This window comes from Bradyrhizobium paxllaeri, assembly GCF_001693515.2.
GTDB classification, from domain to species: domain Bacteria; phylum Pseudomonadota; class Alphaproteobacteria; order Rhizobiales; family Xanthobacteraceae; genus Bradyrhizobium; species Bradyrhizobium paxllaeri.
This window is the reverse complement of the sequence record NZ_CP042968.1, coordinates 8,043,694-8,062,192: the sequence shown is the minus strand read 5'-3', so window position 1 is coordinate 8,062,192 and position 18,499 is coordinate 8,043,694. Positions and strand designations below refer to the sequence as shown.

The 18,499-nt window shown below is 62.8% G+C and carries 17 protein-coding genes and 1 pseudogene; 11 read left to right on the top strand and 7 right to left on the bottom strand.

The window, feature by feature from the left end; genetic code table 11:
* Window positions 1–117 precede the first annotated feature (117 nt).
* Window positions 118–1,167: a glycoside hydrolase family 3 N-terminal domain-containing protein gene (locus tag LMTR21_RS38480; protein ID WP_246174990.1), complete on the top strand. Its 1,050-nt coding sequence runs from the start codon at window positions 118–120 to the stop codon at window positions 1,165–1,167.
* A gap of 3 nt (window positions 1,168–1,170) precedes the next feature.
* Here LMTR21_RS38480 and LMTR21_RS38475 read toward each other — a convergent pair whose 3' ends face one another.
* The gene (locus LMTR21_RS38475; protein WP_065751587.1) at window positions 1,171–1,614 is read right to left on the bottom strand and encodes a hypothetical protein; all 444 of its coding nucleotides are present in this window, start codon (window positions 1,612–1,614) and stop codon (window positions 1,171–1,173) included.
* 645 nt (window positions 1,615–2,259) lie between these two features.
* On the opposite strand from LMTR21_RS38475, the gene LMTR21_RS38470 reads away from it, so the two are divergent.
* The gene (locus tag LMTR21_RS38470; protein ID WP_065751586.1) at window positions 2,260–2,880 is read left to right on the top strand and encodes a helix-turn-helix domain-containing protein; all 621 of its coding nucleotides are present in this window, start codon (window positions 2,260–2,262) and stop codon (window positions 2,878–2,880) included.
* A 106-nt stretch (window positions 2,881–2,986) separates the two neighbouring features.
* Here LMTR21_RS38470 and LMTR21_RS38465 read toward each other — a convergent pair whose 3' ends face one another.
* From LMTR21_RS38465 to LMTR21_RS38455, 3 genes are all read right to left on the bottom strand, one after another.
* Window positions 2,987–3,232 (bottom strand): hypothetical protein, encoded by a 246-nt coding sequence (locus LMTR21_RS38465; RefSeq protein ID WP_084030482.1) that lies wholly within the window; start codon window positions 3,230–3,232, stop codon window positions 2,987–2,989.
* A 221-nt stretch (window positions 3,233–3,453) separates the two neighbouring features.
* Window positions 3,454–3,846 (bottom strand): response regulator, encoded by a 393-nt coding sequence (locus LMTR21_RS38460; RefSeq protein ID WP_057838002.1) that lies wholly within the window; start codon window positions 3,844–3,846, stop codon window positions 3,454–3,456.
* Window positions 3,847–4,126: 280 nt separating this feature from the next.
* On the bottom strand, window positions 4,127–4,852 hold the full coding sequence (locus LMTR21_RS38455) for a Crp/Fnr family transcriptional regulator (protein ID WP_065751584.1): 726 nt from the start codon (window positions 4,850–4,852) through the stop codon (window positions 4,127–4,129).
* A gap of 771 nt (window positions 4,853–5,623) precedes the next feature.
* Here LMTR21_RS38455 and LMTR21_RS42130 point away from each other — a divergent pair.
* The 8 genes and pseudogenes from LMTR21_RS42130 to LMTR21_RS38415 all read left to right on the top strand — a co-directional run.
* A pseudogene (locus LMTR21_RS42130) lies at window positions 5,624–5,712 on the top strand (response regulator); the annotation flags it as partial.
* Between the two features lie 231 nt (window positions 5,713–5,943).
* Window positions 5,944–7,938: a flagellin N-terminal helical domain-containing protein gene (locus LMTR21_RS38445; protein WP_065751583.1), complete on the top strand. Its 1,995-nt coding sequence runs from the start codon at window positions 5,944–5,946 to the stop codon at window positions 7,936–7,938.
* Between the two features lie 165 nt (window positions 7,939–8,103).
* Window positions 8,104–8,484 (top strand): flagellar biosynthesis repressor FlbT, encoded by a 381-nt coding sequence (gene flbT / locus LMTR21_RS38440; RefSeq protein ID WP_065751582.1) that lies wholly within the window; start codon window positions 8,104–8,106, stop codon window positions 8,482–8,484.
* 252 nt (window positions 8,485–8,736) lie between these two features.
* A complete protein-coding gene (locus LMTR21_RS38435; RefSeq protein WP_148636051.1) occupies window positions 8,737–11,472 on the top strand; it encodes a hybrid sensor histidine kinase/response regulator in 2,736 nt (911 codons plus the stop codon).
* A gap of 34 nt (window positions 11,473–11,506) precedes the next feature.
* The gene (locus LMTR21_RS38430; RefSeq protein ID WP_065752416.1) at window positions 11,507–11,980 is read left to right on the top strand and encodes a chemotaxis protein CheW; all 474 of its coding nucleotides are present in this window, start codon (window positions 11,507–11,509) and stop codon (window positions 11,978–11,980) included.
* Window positions 11,981–12,007: 27 nt separating this feature from the next.
* On the top strand, window positions 12,008–12,397 hold the full coding sequence (locus LMTR21_RS38425) for a response regulator (protein WP_065752415.1): 390 nt from the start codon (window positions 12,008–12,010) through the stop codon (window positions 12,395–12,397).
* A gap of 31 nt (window positions 12,398–12,428) precedes the next feature.
* A complete protein-coding gene (locus LMTR21_RS38420; protein ID WP_065752414.1) occupies window positions 12,429–13,301 on the top strand; it encodes a CheR family methyltransferase in 873 nt (290 codons plus the stop codon).
* A 3-nt stretch (window positions 13,302–13,304) separates the two neighbouring features.
* A complete protein-coding gene (locus LMTR21_RS38415) occupies window positions 13,305–13,625 on the top strand; it encodes a hypothetical protein (protein WP_057860317.1) in 321 nt (106 codons plus the stop codon).
* On the opposite strand, the gene LMTR21_RS38410 is transcribed toward LMTR21_RS38415, so the two are convergent.
* Together LMTR21_RS38410 and LMTR21_RS38405 are read right to left on the bottom strand one after the other, a co-directional pair.
* A complete protein-coding gene (locus LMTR21_RS38410; RefSeq protein WP_141688249.1) occupies window positions 13,622–13,855 on the bottom strand; it encodes a hypothetical protein in 234 nt (77 codons plus the stop codon). The genes LMTR21_RS38415 and LMTR21_RS38410 overlap by 4 nt on opposite strands.
* Window positions 13,856–13,877: 22 nt before the next feature.
* Window positions 13,878–14,123 carry a hypothetical protein gene (locus LMTR21_RS38405; protein WP_065752413.1) on the bottom strand — a complete coding sequence of 82 codons (246 nt, stop codon included), beginning with the start codon at window positions 14,121–14,123 and terminating at the stop codon, window positions 13,878–13,880.
* A 142-nt stretch (window positions 14,124–14,265) separates the two neighbouring features.
* On the opposite strand from LMTR21_RS38405, the gene LMTR21_RS38400 reads away from it, so the two are divergent.
* Window positions 14,266–14,907: a response regulator transcription factor gene (locus tag LMTR21_RS38400; RefSeq protein WP_065752412.1), complete on the top strand. Its 642-nt coding sequence runs from the start codon at window positions 14,266–14,268 to the stop codon at window positions 14,905–14,907.
* 65 nt (window positions 14,908–14,972) lie between these two features.
* On the opposite strand, the gene LMTR21_RS38395 is transcribed toward LMTR21_RS38400, so the two are convergent.
* Window positions 14,973–18,479: a PAS domain S-box protein gene (locus LMTR21_RS38395; protein ID WP_065752411.1), complete on the bottom strand. Its 3,507-nt coding sequence runs from the start codon at window positions 18,477–18,479 to the stop codon at window positions 14,973–14,975.
* Window positions 18,480–18,499 lie beyond the last annotated feature (20 nt).

The following is an 18,499-nucleotide window of genomic DNA, read 5'->3' as shown; positions in this document are numbered from 1 at the left end:
TCTCCTGGGCGTCGTGCGCAGCGCGGGGATCGCTCTGCCTTGCTGCAACCCTAGGAACGCTCCTCGCGGCGCGATGTGATTAACGTCACACACGGCGGCACCTGATGGCGTGGTCCGATGATTTACCAAACCGGCCGCACCCGAAATGCGATACGTAAGGCCATGCGCATCGGCGAACTCTTCATCCTCGGCTTCTTCGGCAAGACCGTTCCCGACTGGTTGAACCAATTCGCCGCCCGCTACGGCCTCGGCGGCGTCATCCTGTTCGACTATTCCTGCCGAACGCAACAATACGACAACAACATTTGTTCACCTGAACAGGTGCAGCGCCTCTGCACGGAGATTTCAGCGCTGCCGTCGGGACCGATGGTGTTCATCGATCAGGAGGGCGGCCTGGTGCGGCGGCTGAAGGAAGGCCGCGGCTTTGCGCCGTTGCCGAGCGCGAAGGAGTTCAACCATCTCGCGCCGGATCACAAGCGCGCGCTCCTCACCGCGAGCTTTGCCGAGATGCGGCGGCTCGGCATTCACTATGATTTCGCGCCTGTCATCGACGTCGATTACAATCCCGATAATCCGAACATTGGCAAGATCAAGCGTTCCTATTCCGCTGACATCACCGAGGTAGAGGCCAATGCGCTGCTGGCGAGCGAGGTGGCGCGGGCGCAACGCGTCGGCCTGTGCCTCAAGCATTTTCCCGGCATCGGCGGCGCGATGGTGGATTCGCATCAGGAGTTCATGGATATTTCGGATACGCTGCGACCGGAGCAGGAAGAGCTGTTCTATTCGCTCGCGTCAAAAATGTTCGGCGATGCGGTGCTGGTCAGCCATGCGATCGTCAGGCAATGGGATCGAGAGTGCCCGATGACCTTGTCGGCAGCAGGGCTCGGCCGCCTGCGCAAGCGCCTTCCGGATACGCTCCTGATCACCGACGACATGCAGATGCAGGGATTGCAGAAGGCGCTGGGCACGAAAGAAGCCAGCCTGCAATCGCTCAAGGCGGGCATGGACATGCTCTGTATCGGCAACAACCTGTTCGATCAGGAGCAGGAGATGGCGGCGATAGCCGAGTACATCGGCGAAAGCCTGCGCGACGGAATCCTGTCCGCATCGGCGATAGAACAATCCATCGCGCGGGTTCGCAAGCGCAAGGCGCTGTTGACGGCCTGACGCCTATTGCTGCTGCGCCTTTTCGTGCGCCGCGACGCCGATCGCCTTGTAATCATAGGTCGGATAGAACTCGGTGCGGTAGCTGCCCCAGGCTGTGTTCTCCAGGATGCGGTTGACCTCGCGCAGCCGCGACGCCGGCAGCCGCAGCGTCACCACCTGCCCGATGCCCATCATGACGTACCAGCTCACGACTTCGACGCCGTCGGGCGGGAAAGCCTTGTAGTAGCCCTGGCGCTGCAGTTGCGCGTTGAGTTCGCTCAGGGGGCGCGACTGGTCGTGCTTCAGGAAGACGGTGAGCATCACGGCGTTGTCCGCCGTCGGCGGCGCATTCTCCGCCGGTGGCGATGCTGTTTGTGGCGATGCGGTCTGCGCCGCTGCGCCCGCGGTGAACGCCAGGGCACCAGCCAGCACGGCCAGCCTCATCCATGATCCCTTTGCATGCGGCATCGCCGTCTCCTTTTCTGGATTCGTTGCGGGATGAATCTAAGCCTCGATCATTGCGAGGCTGCGGCAGCGGTAAACCGGAATCGATCAAAATGGCGGCATGAGCCGCGTCTTCGGGGTCGGCTGTGAAGCAATTCACACCCGGGCGAAAGCGTTTGCGCTAATCCGCCATGATGCGCGGCCCGCCCCAGCCAGCAAGGATTGAGCCATGAAAACGCGGCGGATGGCCTATTGGTGGTTCAGATTTGTGCTCTCGGGACGATTTCTCGAGAAGTTCCTCAACCTGCGCCGCTTTTGATTGGGCGCCGCGACGGCAGCCCGTCCCAACAGATTCAACCGGGAGATCGCAGCCGGACATCATCGTGGGGTGGCGCCGGGAGAGGGGCCGGCGGGCTCGGAAAGCTCGCAAGAGCGGTTGTGATCCATTAACAAAGTAAATGTAGGTACCGTGGAAATACGGGGCGGGAGCGGCCCATTTCTTAAGAACTATTCACGCCGTTTGGTTCGAAATGGCCGCATTTAACGTCGATTTCGTGGGCATTTTGGCAAATCTTGCGCTGCTGACGAGCAGCGTTGCCGGTATTCTCCGTATTCTTACTGAGTGCGAAATTAACCATGATCAAAGGGTGGAACCGATAAAATAGTTATATGTCAGGACAAGACCATCGAGCCACTGATTCGCACTTCACCAAGTGGATGGAAAGCGTCACGCCTTTCGAAGAGACCCCTGACATCGTCCAATTGTCCGCTGCGCGCACGCGGGCCGCGGAGGAGGCGAGCGCTGCAATTGCCCGGCAGTTGAACGGGCCGCTGACGGCGTTGCTGCTCTACATGAATGAGATCAAGCAGCACAGCCATCAGTTTTCGCAGACGCCCGGCAACCGGCTCTATCTGCAACAGGTGGTGGAGAACGCGCTTCAGCAAACTGAACGTGTCTGCGCCCTGGTGAAGCAGATGTCGGACAGTCTTCCGGCGGGGGCCTCCGATCTCCTTTGCAGGCAGGCAGGCGAGGGTCAGGCCGGCCGGCCGGCGGATGGCGCCCGCAAGCCGGGCCTGGCGTTCGCGCCGGAGTCCGGCCAGAAGCCGCTGACCAAGCGCGAGCGCGAGGTGCTCAGCCTGATCAGCGAGGGTTGCTCCAACAAGCAGGGCGCCTTGCGGATGAACATCAGCCCGAGGACGTTCGAGAGCCATCGTGCCGAGGCCATGCGCAAGCTTGGCGCCCGCAATACCGCGGATCTGGTTCGCAAGGCGCTGCTGCAGCCCGCCTGATCTTTCCCGAAGCAGTATCCGTGATGCGTGGCTGCGCGTGCGGCTTCAAGCTATTGATGTTGGGGGAGGGCGTGCCGGCGATCTTCGCGGGATCGCCGCTCGCCGTTCAGCAGAGGTCTTCCATGAAGGAGCGACCGCGGGGCGCAGGCCGCAACGCGAGCGTCGGCCTGGGCTCTTCCGGGATGATCGTGATGGTCCACGCCGCCGGAACACTCGACTTGTTTTCCACGATGGATCGAACGTGGCCGGTAACCGCCGATCCAGCCGAACGCACGGTGGCGGTCCTGCCATTGAACTGTGCGATACGGAAACGCCGCACTTCTTTCTGATCGCTCGTTTCAAACGTGAACATGAGGGGACTCCTTCGTCCACGCAACTATCCTCAGTCAACGTTATCCGGAGGTGAAAATCTCCAACCGTAGAAGTACGGCTAACTGCGGGGCGGAGCGAACCGGTTCGGCTATCGAAAGGGATTCCCGTGAGATACGCCGCGTGCATGTCGTCGCATAGGCGTCGAGCAGGATGAGCGGATGCAGGCGCGGCCTTGCGGTTGGCGGCGCGTTCGGGACGGCGTCAGCCGGCTGCGTCCGGGAATACCGCTTCCATCTTGGTCTTCAGCGTGGCGGCGTTGAACGGCTTGACGATGTAATTGTTGACGCCGGCCTTCTTCGCGGCAATGACGTTTTCAGTCTTCGATTCCGCCGTGATCATGATGAAGGGCGTCTTGGAAAATTCAGGGCTGGCGCGGACTTCCTTGAGCAGGTCGTAACCGGTCATCGGCTCCATGTTCCAGTCGGAGATCACGAGGCCGTATCGCTTGGTCTGCATCTTGGCGAGCGCGGCCGATCCATCGCTGGCCTCGTCGACATTCTCGAATCCGAGCTGCTTGAGAAGGTTACGGATGATGCGGATCATGGTGCTGTAGTCATCGACCACCAGGATCGGCATCGACAGGTCAAAAGCCATGTTTTACTCCGCGCAAGCAGCAAGCCGCCGAACACAGGTGAATGTGCGTTACACGCGAAAGAGTCTCGATTGCCTTTCGAACCCGCACCCGTCAGCACGGTGACAACTATCAGGGCTCGTTGAACAGCGCGTTAATTCGAGGCCGGCTGAAACGCCGCAGGGCCGTCTTTGGCCGTAGTAATACGGTGAGGTACCGCGGCATGACGCAATCATTGCGCGCAACGGTATCGCAATGCACATCGCAGATCGGGCCGCGGCCGTCGTCGATCGCGGGAAGCCGTCATGCGGCCGCGCAGTGGATGCGCGGATGCAGCAGCCGCGTGTACTGCGCCTTGACCGTCGCGTAGCATTCGCAGGAGGTCTTGATCAGGCCGTCCACGTTGGTGATTTCGATATGCCCGCGGCTGTAGTGGATGAAGTTCGCGTGCTGCAGCGTGTTGGCCACCAGCGAAACGCTGTTGCGGCGCGCACCGATCATCTGGGCCATCGCTTCCTGGGTCAGGACGATCTTGTCGCTGCCGGAGAGGTCGCGCGTATGCAACAGGCATCGCGCCAGCCGCGATTCCACCGTGTGCGAGGCGTTGCAGCCCGCCGTCTGCTGGATCTGCGCATAGACGGCGAGGCCGTGGCGTACCAGCGCAGTGCGCAACGTCGTGCTCTGATCTGCAGCAAAACGAAGCTGGTCCAGGTCGATCGTCGAGGCGGTGCCGGGCACCAACACCACGGCGCTGTTGAGCGCGACCGCGTCGCCAAGCGCGGAGAATGCACCGAAAATGCTGTCGCGACCGATCATCGCGACCTGGACATGCTCGCCGCGCGCCAGCTTCACGACCAGCGAGATAACGCCCTTGTGCGGAAGATATGCGCGCTTGAGCGCTTCGTCGACTTCGACCAGGACCATGTCCGGACTGAGATCGGCGGCGCGCAGATGAGGACGAATCAACTCAAAATCGTCCGCGGTCAGCGAGGACAGAAATCCATTCGGAGAACGAGGGGCTGAATCCAAAGCAGTCTCCTGCCTTACGGGCCAAGCCGGTCTCTGCTGCCTACTATCCGAAATGCAGGATGATCCTTGCATACTTCATTGGCAAGAAAAATTGCCAAAAGGACGCACGGGCTTGGCGCCAATGCCGCGCCGGCATGGCCGGGCCTGCTCCTTTCCGTGGGTTTTCGAGGCGCGCTGCTCCGTTTGTCGCTGACGTAGGCCGCAGCAGGCCGTGCCCGATGCTGCGACGGGCGCATTGGTCAGCGTCGGTCCGTCGCGGAGCATCCTGCCGGCAAGGTCGTCGCTATCGAATGATCGCATCGTCGATGCGGGCACTACCGGGCGAACGTAGATTCATGTCCCCGTGCGCCGGTCAGGACGAGCGTCCTATGAGCGGACCGACGTTTGGTGGAGGGCGCGATGCGAACTCCGCCTCGATGCGGAGCGTGCACGTGCCGGGCGTTTCGATCAACGATGGCCCAAGCGTGGGTGCGGGGGCTAGGTATGAGTTCCTTTTCTACCTTAAATAGCGGAGCCAGTCTTATGCACCATAAAGGGCGGCCGCGTGATCCATTCCGGCGGAAACGCCGTGGCGCGCTGATTGGAAGGCGAACGGCCATTGCGGTTGGAACCGAAAGTTCCATGGCGAGACCGCGCACGGCAACGCTGCGGCCGTCGGGAACGCGCCACCGAACATTTCGAGAGTGAGGGCGAATAGGGGCTGAACTGCCAGGGAGAAGCCATGCGGCGTTCGCTGATCGCGTCTGTCACGGCGAGGGCAGCGGTAGCAGCCGACACGAGCGCGCGCCGAAGATCCCCTGGTTGCGATGTCGGGATACGCCTTTGCCAATCTCGACTCGCCGGCGTCGGAATTCCTGCGCACCTTATAGTCGCGCTCCCGCGATTGAAGTTGTTGCTGCGACGAGACCCGGATGTGTGCGGTTAAGTGTCTGTTTACCATAAATCACGTTGGCGAAACTTTTCTTGGCGTTTCGTACTCGTACGGATCGGCGCGTTAACCTGCAGGTAGCGGTGGAGGACCAGTGTGGCAGCATCGCCCAAAGAAGTTTGTGGCGTTGCGTCAATCGTGTTCATCCAGAAGGGTATGAGTTATGTCCGGTATTGTTCTCTCCGCTTCGGTTCGCCAGAACCTCCTCTCGCTGCAGTCGACCGCCGATCTGCTCGCCACCACGCAGAATCGCCTTGCCACCGGCAAGAAGGTCAACACGGCCCTCGACAATCCCACCAACTACTTCACGGCGTCGTCGCTCGATGCGCGCGCCGGCGACATCAACAATCTCCTCGACGGCATCGGCAACGGCGTGCAGGTCCTGCAGGCCGCCAACACCGGCATCACCTCGCTGCAGAAGCTCGTCGACTCCGCCAAGTCTGTCGCCAATCAGGCGCTGCAGACGACGGTCGGCTTCTCGACCAAGTCGTCGTTCACATCAGTCGTGATCGACGGCGCAACGGCTGACAATCTTGTCGCCGATCAGGCCCCGACCAACGCCGCGTTCACCGGTACTTCAGCCCCGCAGCGCGCTGCGTATACCAGCACTGCGGTGGCTACCCCGGGCGGCCAGCTCCAGACGGCCGGCCCGGTCAACGCGACCGATTCGTCGCTTCTGTCGGAACTCACCGTTGCGGTCGCCGCTAACGACACGCTGATTGTCAACGGCAAGACGATCACCTTCCAGGCCGGCGCGAATGGCCTCGTCGGTTCGGGCAACGCCTATACGATGGGTGTCGATACCTCGCTGAGCGATTTGATGACGGCGATCGACACGCTGTCGGGTAACACGACCCCGGCCAACGCCTCGACGGCAACGGGCGGCATCATCACCCTGAGGTCCGGTACGGCCGCCGACCTCGTCGTGACCGGTACCGCGGCCGCCGCGCTCGAAATCAACACTGCCGCTCAAAGCACTGCTACCCGCGGCGGTGGCGCCGTGACGGCCGGTGCCTTGGCCGGCACCACCAAGCTGAGCGTCGGCGACGGCACGGCTGCTTCGCTGTCGAACGCCTTCGCGGTCGGTGACACCATCACCGTCAACGGCAAGACGCTGACCTTCGTGGCCGCGACCGCGACCGGCACCGATCCGAACGAAATCAAGGTCGACAGCGACGTCACCGGCCTGCTGGCGAAGATCGACGGTCTGACCGGCTCGTCGACGGCCTCGACGATCACCGGCGGCCAGATCACGCTGAACACCGGCGCGCTGAGCGACCTGACGCTGACCAGCAGCAACACCGCAGCTCTCACCGCGCTCGGTCTGGCAGGCGGCGTGACGCAGGCTCGCACGGAAGTCCCGGGCGTGCTGGAAGGCAAGACCCTGAAGATCGCTGCGACCGGCGGCGGCACTGCCACCGACATCGTGTTCGGCGCGGCTGCGGGGCGCATCTCCAACCTCAACCAGCTGAACGAGGCCCTCGCCGCCAACAACCTGCAGGCCACTTTCGTGTCCGGCAAGCTGACGATCACCACGACGAACGAAGCGGCTTCGGCCACGATCGGTGCGATCACCGGTTCCGCGGTTGGCGCCGGCCAGGCGTTCGCTGCTGGCACCACGGCTCCGGCTCCGGTCGTTGACGCGGACGCCAAGCTGGCCCGTGACAACCTGGTCACCCAGTACAACAACATCATCAATCAGATCACCACCACCGCGCAGGATGCGTCCTTCAACGGCATCAACCTGCTCGGCGGTGACACTCTGAAGCTGACGTTCAACGAAACCGGCAAGTCCACGCTGAGCATCCAGGGCGTAAACTTCAACCCGGCCGGCCTCGGCCTCGACGTCCTGAGCACGGGCGCCTTCAAGGACAACGCTGCGATCAACGACATCGTGACGGCGCTGAACGGCGCGTCGTCCACGCTCCGCTCGCAGGCTTCGGCTTTCGGTTCGAACTTGTCGATCGTGCAGATCCGTCAGGACTTCTCGAAGAACCTGATCAACGTGCTGCAGACCGGATCGTCGAACCTGACGCTGGCCGACACCAACGAGGAAGCGGCGAACAGCCAGGCGCTGTCGACCCGCCAGTCGATCGCGGTGTCCGCGCTGGCGCTGGCCAACCAGTCGCAGCAGAGCGTGCTGCAGCTCCTGCGCTAAGCGGGGCGACGTCAACGATCAAGGCGGCGGGGCAAACCCCGCCGCCACCATCGATCCAGATTTCCTGAATATTATCTGGCGGCATATCCGCCGCGCATTTGCACGAACGATGTTTCGCAAACGTCGTGAGCCCAGCGCTCACGCGTCTTCGAACGGGGGACGATTGTGCCGCTACGTGTTGAACTGAAGCCATTTGAACGGATCGTTATCGGGGAAACCGTTCTCGTCAATTCCGGTACGCGTACCTCGTTCCTGATCGACGGCGAGGCACCGATCCTGCGCGAGCGGGACACCATCAACGCCGAGACCGCTAACACGCCGGCCAAGCGGCTCTATCTCTGCATTCAGACCATGTATCTGAAGAACGACATCCCGCGTTACCGGATCGCCTATCAAGGCTATTTGCGTGAACTGCGCGATGCCAGGCCGGGCGACCGCCTCACGATCGATGCCGCCAACAATCATGTTGCCGCGGGCGCGCTCTACAAGGCGCTCAAGGAAATCAGAAAGCTGGTCAAGCGCGAAGACGAGTTGCTCGCCGCCTGATCCGCTCGACCTTCGCCGCGCGCAAACCGGCACATCGGGCCGTTTCCTAAATTGTCATCCGGAGTGCCGGCCTTCCGCGGGCGGAGCTTTCATATGTCGTCGATCGCGTCGTCGGATCGTGGTCGCGAACGGCCTATCACGACATATTCACCATATCCGTATTAGCACGGACAGTGAAATTAACGTTGCCGTGAAACCCGAGGGGTAATTTTTCATAAGGCCGATATCCGAATTTTCTGAAGGCGTGCTCATATGGATGATCTGTTGCGGGAGTTCCTGACGGAGACCAACGAGAGCCTGGATACGGTCGACAATCAGTTGGTGCGGTTCGAGCAGGACCCGAGCGACGCGAAGATTCTGGATAACATCTTCCGGCTGGTCCACACGATCAAGGGCACCTGCGGCTTCCTGGGGTTGCCGCGGCTGGAAGCGCTGGCCCATGCCGGCGAGACCCTGATGGGCAAATTCCGCGACGGCATGCCGGTCAAGGCCGAAGCCGTGACGCTGATCCTGTCCTCGATCGACCGCATCAAGGAAATCCTCGCCGGCCTGGAAGCCACCGAGACCGAGCCCGAAGGCACCGACGAAGACCTGATCGAGAAGCTGCATGCGATGGCCGAAGGCGGCCATCATGGGCACGCCGAGGCCACGGCGCCGCCGCCCGCACCCGCGCCCGTTCCCATCGCGCCGCCGGCCCCGCCCGCGATGACCCGGGGCACGCTGGTCGAGCAGGTGCTGGAACGCCCGTTGCGTCCGGGCGAAGTCTCGCTCGACGATCTCGAGCGCGCCTTCCGCGAGACCGAGACCGAAGTGGCAGCAGCGCCCGTCGCCAAGGCCGCGCCCGCGCCGGAGGCCAAGGAAACCGCCAAGGAAGCTGCGAAAGAAAAGGCAAAACCCGCCAAGCGCGCCGCCCCGGTCGAGACCGATGGCGAGGTCGCCGACAAGATCGCCAACCAGTCGATCCGCGTCAACGTCGACACCCTCGAACATTTGATGACCATGGTCTCCGAGCTGGTGTTGACCCGCAACCAGCTCCTGGAAATCTCCCGCCGCAACGAGGACACCGAGTTCAAGGTGCCGCTGCAGCGGCTCTCCAACGTCACCGCCGAGCTGCAGGAAGGCGTCATGAAGACGCGGATGCAGCCGATCGGCAATGCCTGGCAGAAGCTGCCGCGCATCGTCCGCGACCTCTCCGGCGAACTCGGCAAGCAGATCGAGCTGGAGATGCACGGCGCCGACACCGAGCTCGACCGCCAGGTGCTCGACCTGATCAAGGATCCGTTGACGCACATGGTGCGCAACTCCGCCGACCATGGTCTGGAGACCCCGGCCGAGCGCGTCGCCTCTGGCAAGGGCGAGCAGGGCACCATCCGCCTCTCCGCCTATCACGAGGGCGGCCACATCATCATCTGCATTGCGGACAATGGCAGGGGTCTCAACACCGAGCGGATCAAGGCGAAGGCGCTGCAGAACGGTCTCGTCACCGAGACCGAACTGGAGAAGATGACCGAAGCCCAGATCCACAAGTTCATCTTCGCGCCGGGCTTCTCGACCGCGGCCACCGTCACCTCGGTCTCGGGCCGCGGCGTCGGCATGGACGTGGTGCGCACCAATATCGACCAGATCGGCGGCACCATCGACATCAAGAGCGTGGCGGGTGAGGGCTCGTCCGTCACCATCAAGATCCCGCTGACCTTGGCGATCGTCTCGGCCCTGATCGTCGAAGCCGGCGGCGACCGCTTTGCGATTCCGCAACTGTCCGTGGTCGAGCTGGTCCGGGCGCGGGCCAACTCCGAGCACCGCATCGAGCGCATCAAGGACACCGCGGTGCTTCGGCTGCGCAACAAGCTGTTGCCGCTGATGCACCTGAAGAAGCTCCTCAAGATCGACGACGGCTCTTCCACCGACCCCGAGAATGGCTTCATCGTGGTCACTCAAGTGGGCAGCCAGACCTTCGGCATCGTGGTCGACGGCGTGTTCCACACCGAAGAAATCGTGGTCAAGCCGATGTCCACAAAACTGCGGCACATCGACATGTTCTCCGGCAACACCATCCTGGGCGATGGCGCCGTGATCATGATCATCGACCCCAACGGCATTGCCAAGGCGCTCGGTGCCTCCGGCGCCTCGGCCCATGAGATGGCCGATGACGCCTCCGCCGCGCATGCGATCGGCGGCGAACAGCTCACCTCGCTGCTCGTGTTCCGCGCCGGCTCCTCGCAGCCCAAGGCGGTGCCGCTCGGCCTCGTCACCCGGCTGGAGGAGATCGCCACCGACAAGATCGAGCTCAGTAACGGCCGCCACATGGTGCAGTACCGCGAGCAACTGATGCCCCTGGTGCAGATGAACGGGGTCAGCGTCCAGACCACGGGCTCGCAGCCGATCCTGGTGTTCGCCGACGACGGCCGCTCGATGGGGCTCGTGGTCGACGAGATCATCGACATCGTCGAGGAGCGGCTGCACATCGAGGTCGCCGGCCAGCAGGATGGCATTCTCGGCTCGGCCGTGATCAAGGGCCAGGCCACCGAGGTGATCGATGTCGGCCACTTCCTGCCGATGGCGTTTGCCGACTGGTTCTCGCGCAAGGAGATGCGGGCGTCCTCGACCGCGCAGTCGGTGCTGCTGGTCGACGACAGCGCGTTCTTCCGCAACATGCTGGCCCCGGTGCTGAAAGCCGCCGGCTACAAGGTGCGGGTCGCCGTCAACGCCCAGGAGGGCCTCGCCGCGCTGCGCTCGAGCCAGACCTTCGACGTGGTGCTGACCGACATCGAAATGCCCGACATGAACGGCTTCGAGTTCGCCGAGACGATCCGCGCCGACCACAATCTGAGCACGATGCCGATCATCGCGCTGTCCTCGCTGGTGTCGCCGGCGGCGATCGAGCGCGGGCGGCAGGCCGGCTTCCACGATTACGTCGCCAAGTTCGACCGTCCCGGCCTGATCGCGGCGCTGAAGGAACAGACCGCCGAAGACAGGCGCGCGGCATAAGCAGAGCTTAGCCGGGGCATAAGGAAGCAAGACCATGACAACCAAGACCGACACCATCGAGGGCACCGTGGCCGAATACGTCACCGCCGTGATCGGGGGCCAATTGTTCGGCCTGCCGATCTCGCGGGTGCAGGACGTGTTCATGCCGGAGCGGCTGACGCGGGTGCCGCTGGCCTCCGCGGAGATCGCCGGCGTGCTCAATTTGCGCGGCCGCATCGTCACCGTGGTCGACATGCGCGCCCGGCTCGGACTGCCCAAGAACGACGACGGCAAGCCGCCGATGGCGGTCGGCGTCGACCTCAGGGGCGAGTCCTACGGGCTTCTAATTGACCAGATCGGCGAGGTGCTCCGGCTGCCTGACGCCAGCCGCGAGGAAAACCCCGTCAACCTCGATCCGCGCTTCGCCAAGCTCGCCGGCGGCGTGCACCGCCTCGACGGCCAGCTCATGGTCGTCCTCGACGTCGATCGCGTTCTCGAAATCGTGCCGAAAGCAGCCCTCGCAGCGTAACGCCGCGCATCAAGCAAGGAGGCCAACATGAAAACCTGTCTTGTCGTCGACGATTCCAGCGTGGTGCGCAAGATCGCGCGCCGCATCCTGGAAGAAATGGACTTTCAGATCATCGAAGCCGAAGACGGCGAGCAGGCGCTGGAAGCCTGCAAGCGCGCGATGCCGGAAGCGGTTCTGCTCGACTGGAATATGCCTGTCATGGACGGCTACGAATTCCTCGGCCATCTGCGCCGCTTGCCCGGCGGCGACGTGCCCAAGGTGGTATTCTGCACCACCGAGAACGGCATGGACCATATTTCGCGCGCGCTGCATGCCGGCGCCAACGAATACATCATGAAGCCGTTCGACAAGGACATCGTCACCGCGAAGTTCCAGGAAGTCGGCTTGGTCGAACTGACCGACCAGAACTCGATCTGATCCTTATCCGCTTGCGCTTGAGAGGCTACCCGTGAACCCGCCAGACTATGAGTATCTGCGTAAGCTCTTGAAGGATCATTCCGGTCTCGATCTTTCCGCAGACAAGCAGTATCTGATCGAAAGCCGCCTGCTTCCGCTGTCGCGCAAATGCGGCGTGGCTGGAATCGGCGAACTCGTGCTGAAAATGAAGGGCGGGTCTTCGACGATCATCGCCCAGGTGGTCGAAGCCATGACCACCAACGAGACCTTCTTCTTCCGCGACAAGATTCCGTTCGAGCATTTCCGCGATACGATCGTGCCGGAGATGTTGAAGGCGCGCGCCGCCCGCAAGAGCATCAGGATATGGTGCGCCGCCGGCTCGACCGGTCAGGAGCCGTATTCGCTCGCGATGGCGCTGAAGGAAATGGGCCCGGCGCTTGCCGGCTGGCGGACCGAGATCATCGCCACCGACCTGTCGCAGGAAGTGCTGGAGAAATCGAAGTCGGGCATCTACAGCCAGTTCGAGGTCCAGCGCGGTCTTCCGATTCAGCTGCTCGTCAAATATTTCAAGCAGAACGGCGAATTGTGGCAGATCAGCCCGGAGTTGCGCGGCATGGTGCAGCATCGCCAGCTCAATCTGCTGCACGACTTCTCCCTGCTCGGCAATTTCGACATCATCTTCTGCCGCAACGTGCTGATCTATTTCGATCAGGAAACCAAGATCAATATCTTCGGCCGTCTCGCCAAGGCGATGGAAGGCGATGGCTTCCTGGTGCTGGGCGCTGCGGAAACGGTCGTTGGCCTGACCGATGTCTTCAAGCCGTTCCCGGACAAGCGTGGCCTCTATCGGCCGAGCGGTGCGCGGGCGGCTTCCCCGCAGGCCGGCGTGTCGATACCAAAAATCGCCGCGATGGCGGGACGGTGAGCGATGACGGAAGACGGCAAGGGCGCGGAGAGGGTCACGTTCAGCCGGGGCTATGACGTCTGCCTCATGGCGATCGACGGCACCTGGCGCCGGGATTGCCAGCTCAACGCGATCTCGGACACCGACGCCACGCTGACCGTGGAAGGCTCCATTCAAGGCCTCAATCTCAAGGAGTTCTTCCTGCTGTTGTCCTCGACCGGTCTTGCCTATCGCCGCTGCGAGCTTGTTCGCGTCAACGGCACGGAAATGGACATTCGCTTCCTGCGCGGCAAGCACGGCAAGAAAAAATCGGGCGCTTCGTCAAAGGCGGAAGCGGAAGCCTAAGGTGCGATCGGTTCCCGCCGGCCGATCAGATAGGCAGCAGTCGGGTTGTCCGGCCCGAACATGCAAAGGCCGTGGCTCATATTGTTGAGCGCCGCGTCGAGCTTCTCCATCGTCGTGGCGGCATCCGGGTCGGACGGTGCGCCGATGGCATGCCGGACACCAGGCAGCGATCGCAGCAGGTGGTTAACGGCGCGGGAAAGTTGGGAAGAAAATTTGCGGCGAGGGAACATCGCAGGAGGGCGCCGTGTCGCCTTACGTCCCGACGACCGCAAGCGCCGGCAGGCTGGCGGCGGATGGATCGTCCGCGCCGGAAGCGAGCAGGGAACGCAGGGCGATGCCAGGATTGACGTCGCAGGCCTGCACCGCGGCGGCCTTCATGTAGCGGGGAGATATGTCGTCGAGGACGATGAGGTCGATGGAACTCTCGGGGCTGCCGGGCGATGTATCCCTGGGGTCATGGGGCGCCTGTGCAACACCGTCGCCCGCCGCGTTTTGCATGAGTGCACTCCTTGGTTACTTTTTTAGGCGTGCGTTGCTACTTGTGCGTTAAGCCGTGGTCCCGTACAAATACGGTCCGGTATGGTGTTGAATACCGTTATCCGAGTGTGAGTCACATTCAACCACGCATGGACGATGGAACATGGCTGAGAAGGCCCCCTCCCGTGGGGAGATTTTCGTAGTCGATGACGACCCTGCCGTTCGCGACACACTTTCGATGGTCCTGACGGCAGGCGGCTATCAGGTCATCTGTTTCGCCGACGGCGCTGCACTGCTGGCGATTGCACGAACGCGAACGCCAGCCTGCATCCTGCTCGATGTGCATATCCCCGGTAAGTCCGGTCTCGACATTCTGAGAGAGCTGCATGGCGAGGACTATCCTGCGCCGATCTTCATGATCTCAGGGCAGGGCGATATCGCCATGGCGGTGAGCGCCATCAAGAACGGCGCGCTGGATTTCATCGAGAAGCCGTTTCGTGGCAGCGAAATCGTGGCAAGGCTCGATGAGGCGATCGAGGCCTACGCTCGCCGGCAGGCACAAAACGCCCCGTCGCGGATTGCGACCCTGCATTTTCCGGGACGCGAGCCGCTCACGCGGCGCGAGCGCGAGGTGCTGGAGCAGTTCACCGCCGGCGCATCCAACAAGGAAGCCGGGCGGCATCTCGGGATCAGCCCGCGCACGATCGAGGATCACCGCGCCAATATCATGAAGAAGCTTGGCGCGCGGAATGCCGCAGACCTGGTCCGCATCGTGATGACCACGCAGCGTCAGGGCCAGGTCTGATCGCGGGCGCCGTGGCCTGATCGCAGACAAACGCTGTACCCGGCGCAGATCTGCGCGGGCTGCGTTCAGTCGGCGAGCGCTTTCCGGATCATGATCGCCATGTCGGATTTCCGATACGGCTTGGCGAGCAGCAGCACGCCTTCATCCAGCCGGCCGTGGTGAATGATGGCGTTCTCGGTGTAGCCCGACGTGAACAATACCTTCAGCTCGGGCCTCACCTTCAATATCTCGTTGGCGAGCTGGCGGCCGTTTATGCCGGGCATGATCACGTCGGTGAACAGAAGGTCGAAGGCGTGGCCGGTGTGGACGAGCGCGAGAGCTTCCGTGGCGTTCGCCGCATCCAGCGTGACGTAGCCGAGCGAGTGCAGTTGCGTCAGCACATAGTCGCGCACCAGCTTGTCGTCTTCCACCACCAGGATTGTCTCGTGGCCGCCCTCGACGGCCGGCGCCAGCGTTGCTTCGGCCGCCGGCAAAGTGCCCATGGCCGGCGGCAGGTACATCTTGATCGTCGTGCCGTGGCCCTCTTCGCTGTAGATCATGATGTGGCCGGCCGATTGCTTGACGAAGCCGTACACCATGCTGAGCCCAAGGCCGGTGCCCTTGCCGGGTCCCTTTGAGGTGAAAAACGGATTGAATACCTTGTCGAGCATCGCGGCCGGGATGCCGGTGCCGGTATCGCTCACCGCGATCATGGCGTAGCGTCCCGGCCGGACGTCGCTGTGCATCCTCGCATAATTCTCGTCGAGCATGACGAAGCCGGTCTCGATGATCAGCTTGCCGCCATCGGGCATGGCGTCGCGGGCGTTGAGGGCCAGATTGAGAATCGCGGTGGCGAGCTGATTGGGATCGACGATCGCCGGGCACGTCTCGTCTTCGAACACGGATTCGATCTCGACATGTTCGCCGAGCGTTCGCTGCAGCAGCTTCGCGGTGTCGATGATCAGCGTGTTGACGTCGGTTACCTTGGGTTCGAGCGGCTGCTTGCGCGCAAAGGCGAGCAGGTGCTGGGTGAGGTCGGCACCGCGCGAGGCCGCCTCGTCGATCATTCGCGTGATGGCGGCAAGCTGCGGTTCACCCTTGACGGCATCCGCGAGAATTTCGATCGTTCCCGTGATCACCGTCAGGATGTTGTTGAAGTCGTGCGCGATGCCGCCGGTGAGCTGTCCCATCGCCTCCATTTTCTCGGCCTGCCGGATCCTGTCTTCGGCGGCGATCTTGTCGGTGAGGTCGCGGATGAATGCGTTGAATACGAAGCCGCCGCGCGTCCTCAGCGCGGCGATGCTCAGCTCCACCGTGATCTCCTTACCATCCCTCCGCCTGATCTGAAGTTCGCGCCGCGGCTGACGGACCGCCTCACTGCCGGAAAGCAGGAAGGCTTGCAGGGCTTTCTTGAGCGGGCCTTGCCCGTCCCGCTGGCCCATCAGGTCGAACACATTCTTGCCGAACGCTTCATCGCGCGGCCAGCCGAAGATATTTTCGGCCTGCGCATTCCAGTCGCGGATGAAGCCCTGCTCATCGACCTGGACGAAGGCGTCGAGTGCCGTGTCGACGATGCCGCGGGCAAGCTGCTCGCTTTCGCGCAGCGCCTCCTGCGCCAGCCGGCTCTCGGTCATGTCGCGACCGACGAAGAAGAAGCGCTTGACCGGCTCGGACCATGTCCCGAGCCATGACAGCCACACCTCTCGTCCGCTCTTGTGAAAGCAGCGGGTGTCGGAAAGCTTCGGACGCTTGCCGCGCCGCGCATCGCGCATTTCCCGCCGCGAGTTCTCGAGATGGTCGGGATGGATGAAGTCCTCCCCGCTGCGGCCGATCATTTCCTCCGGCCGGTAACCCAATATCGCCTCGCAGCTCGGGCTGATCTGAACCAGACGCCCTCGGGAATCCATCACCATGATCAGATCCTGCGAGGTCTCGAAAACACGGCGAAGCTCTTCGGTCTGTTGCCGCAGTGCCTGTCTGGTCGCGTTGGTTTCGGTGATGTCACGCACCACCTTCGAGATGCCGATAATCGCTCCCGAGGGCGACTTGATCGGGGAAATGCTGAGCGAGACTTCGATACGTTTTCCGTCCTTGTGCAGGCGCACCGTCTCATTGTGCTCGATGCGCTCGCCCCAGCCGATCCGTCGCAACGTGTCATGGATCTCGGGCAGCCGGTCGACGGGCACCAGCAGCGTGAGGTTCTTGCCCGCGGCTTCCGCAGCGGTGTAGCCGAACAGCCGCTCGGCGGCCGAGTTCCAGCCGGTGATGGTGCCGTCGAGCGATGTCGTGATGATGGCGTCGTTGGAGGATTCGACCGCCGCGCTGAACAAGCGCTCGCGCGCAGCGTGATGATCGCGCGCTGCCTCGGTGCGGCGATGCTCCTGCACCTCCCGTTCGAGAGCGGCGGTCTTTGCATTTACTTCGTCGATCGCCTGCGCAAACGCGCGCGCAAGTACGCCGGTCTCGCCGCGTGCTTCGACCGGAATGGCGATCCTCTTGTTGCTCGCCACGCCTTGCACGGCTTCGGTCAACTGGACGATCGGGCGGGTCAGCGATCTCGCGACCAGCAGCGCCAGCACGACCGCGCCCGACATCGCAATGCCGCCGACGAGCAGGGAAGCGTTCCTGATGCTCGCGGCCGGCGCCATGATGACGGAGTTAGGCGTCGTTTCAATGATGCCGGCCCATTCGACCCCGGCCAGAAGCGCGGGCGCGAAGGCTATTCCGCCCGGCCGCCCGGCTTGATCCGGCACGATATCAGCGCTCGCTTGCGTTGCCCCGGCCTGCGACGCCAGATGCAGGAAGTCGGCTTTCCAGTTGTTCGGCTTGCCGAGCAACGCGCCGAACTCGCGCGAACGATCGGGATGAATGAGGTAGTCGCCTTGCTTGTTGACGACGTATACGGTCTCGCCAGGCAATACCGACGACCTGATGCGGTCGAACGCACGCCGCATGTCGAGATTGATCATGAAAAGGCCGAACAGTTTGCCGTCGTCTGCGAATATCGGCGTCGCGATGCGAAGCGTCGGCCTGTGCACCGCCTCGATCAGTCCGTTCCGGCGACCCAGATCGAGCGGCGAGACGTAGATTTGCCCGGGGCCTAGCCGGATCGTTTCCGGGAAGTAGCTGCGAGTGTTTCTCTTCAGCAATCCCTCTTCGGGCACGATCCGAACTGTGTCGTTCGGTCCCGCGCGATCGACGCGGACAAGCTCACGGCCATCGTCATCGAGGCCTATGATCCGAAGCATCGCATAGGCGGGCTTGGCTTCAAGTTCGGCCGCGAAATCTGAGGCAAGGCGGTCACGCCAGGTCTTTTCGGAGACGCCATCGACCGGATCTATGCCTCCCGATTTGCGGGCGCGGATCAATCCGTGCAGCGCCGCTGCGGAACGAAAGCTCGAAACATCTCCGGTCGCACTGGCCGCGTAATATTCGAGGTCGGTGGCAAGCTGCCGCGAATGCGTCTCGATGCGGTCGCGGGCGCGCAGCAGGAGCGCCTGTTCCAGGTTGCGATAGCTCAGCCATCCGAGCGCGGAAACCGCGATCGCGACCAACGCAATCATCGCGATGGCAAGCCTGGTTGTGAGCGTCATGTCGCTGCTCGTTCGTCCTC